This is a genomic window from Cellulomonas algicola, assembly GCF_003851725.1.
In the GTDB taxonomy this organism is placed as follows: Bacteria; Actinomycetota; Actinomycetes; order Actinomycetales; family Cellulomonadaceae; genus Cellulomonas; species Cellulomonas algicola.
In genome coordinates, this window is sequence record NZ_BHYL01000459.1 from 1 (window position 1) to 1,607 (window position 1,607).

The following is a 1,607-nucleotide window of genomic DNA, read 5'->3' on the forward strand; positions in this document are numbered from 1 at the left end:
GCGCCGGTGCGGCCACCGCCGCCGGCCTCGTGGCCGTCGCCCTGGGGCGCGCGCTCAGCGGGACGCGACGCGGCGTGCAGGCGGCCCGGGACGCGCTGCGGCTGCCCGCGCCCGCACGGTCGGCACCGCCCGTGCCGGCGGACGTGCAGGTCGACGTCGCGGGCGTGGGGCCGTGGCAGACACCGGCCGGCGAGTTCTACCGGATCGACACCGCGCTGGTCGTGCCCCAGGTCGACCCGGAGTCCTGGGTGCTGCGCGTGCACGGGCTCGTCGAGCAGGAGGTCGAGCTCACGTGGGCCGAGCTGCTCGCGTCCGACCTCGTCGAGGCGTGGGTGACGCTCGCGTGCGTGTCCAACCCGGTCGGCGGGGACCTGATCGGCAACCAGCGCTGGCTCGGGCTGCCGATCCGCGAGGTGCTCGCGCGCGCCCGACCCACGGCCGACGCCGACATGGTGCTCTCGCGCAGCGTCGACGGGTTCACCGCGTCGACGCCGCTCGAGGTGCTGACGGACGACCGTGACGCGCTGCTCGCGATCGCGATGGACGGCGAGCCGCTGCCGCCCGAGCACGGGTTCCCCGTGCGGATGGTCGTGCCGGGGCTGTACGGCTACGTGTCGGCGACCAAGTGGGTCGTCGACCTCGAGGTCACGCGGTTCGACGCCGCGACGGCGTACTGGACGGACCGCGGCTGGTCGGAGCGCGGGCCGGTCAAGACGCAGTCGCGCATCGAGGTGCCGCGGCCGTCCGCGCAGGTCGACGCGGGCGACGTCGTCGTCGCGGGCACGGCGTGGGCCCAGCACCGCGGGATCGTCCGCGTGCAGGTCCGGGTCGACGACGGCGACTGGCAGGACGCGGAGCTCGCGGGCGACGGCGGCGTCGACTCGTGGCGGCAGTGGCGCTGGACGTGGCCCGCCGAGCCGGGCGAGCACCAGCTGTTCGTCCGGGCGTTCGACCCCGACGGCCCGCAGACGGGCGCGCAGCAGGGCGAGATCCCGGACGGTGCGACGGGCTACGACTCGGTCCGCGTGACGGTCGGCTGACATCACGCCGGGTCCGGACGGCGCAGACGGACCGCCGAACGCGCCCTCAGCACCGCACGACCGAGGTCAGGCGGTACTGAGGGCGCGTTCGCCGACGGGTGGCTGCGCAGTGGGCGTCAGTAGACGTCGCGCGCGTACCGGCGCTCGGACGACAGGCGCTTGACGTAGGCGGCCGCGTCGTCGGCGTCGAGGCCGCCGTGCACGGACACCACCTCGCGCAGCGCGGTGTCGACGTCCTTCGCCATGCGCGACGCGTCGCCGCACACGTAGACGTGCGCGCCGCGCTCGAGCCACGCCCACAGCTGCGGACCATGCTCGCGCATCCGGTCCTGCACGTAGACCTTCGACCGCTGGTCGCGCGAGAAGGCCGTGTCGAGGCGGGTGAGCAGCCCGTCGGAGCGCAGCGCGTCGAGCTCGTCGCGGTAGTAGAAGTCCGTCGCGGCGTGCTGCTCGCCGAAGAACAGCCAGTTGTCGCCGGCGTGCCCGAGCGCGCGCCGCTCCTGCAGGAACCCGAGGAACGGCGCGACCCCCGTGCCCGGGCCGACCATCACCATCGGCGTGGCCGGG

Annotated in this window: 1 protein-coding gene and 1 pseudogene; one reads left to right on the forward strand and one right to left on the reverse strand. The window is 75.2% G+C overall.

Features of this window, described 5'->3' with window-relative positions; translation table 11 throughout:
* Positions 1 to 1,040: molybdopterin-dependent oxidoreductase (locus CTKZ_RS20805; RefSeq protein ID WP_148090545.1), on the forward strand; the 1,040-nt coding region annotated here is incomplete at its 5' end.
* Positions 1,041 to 1,156: 116 nt separating this feature from the next.
* On the opposite strand, the pseudogene CTKZ_RS20810 reads toward CTKZ_RS20805, so the two are convergent.
* Positions 1,157 to 1,607, reverse strand: a pseudogene (locus CTKZ_RS20810) (reductase); the annotation flags it as partial.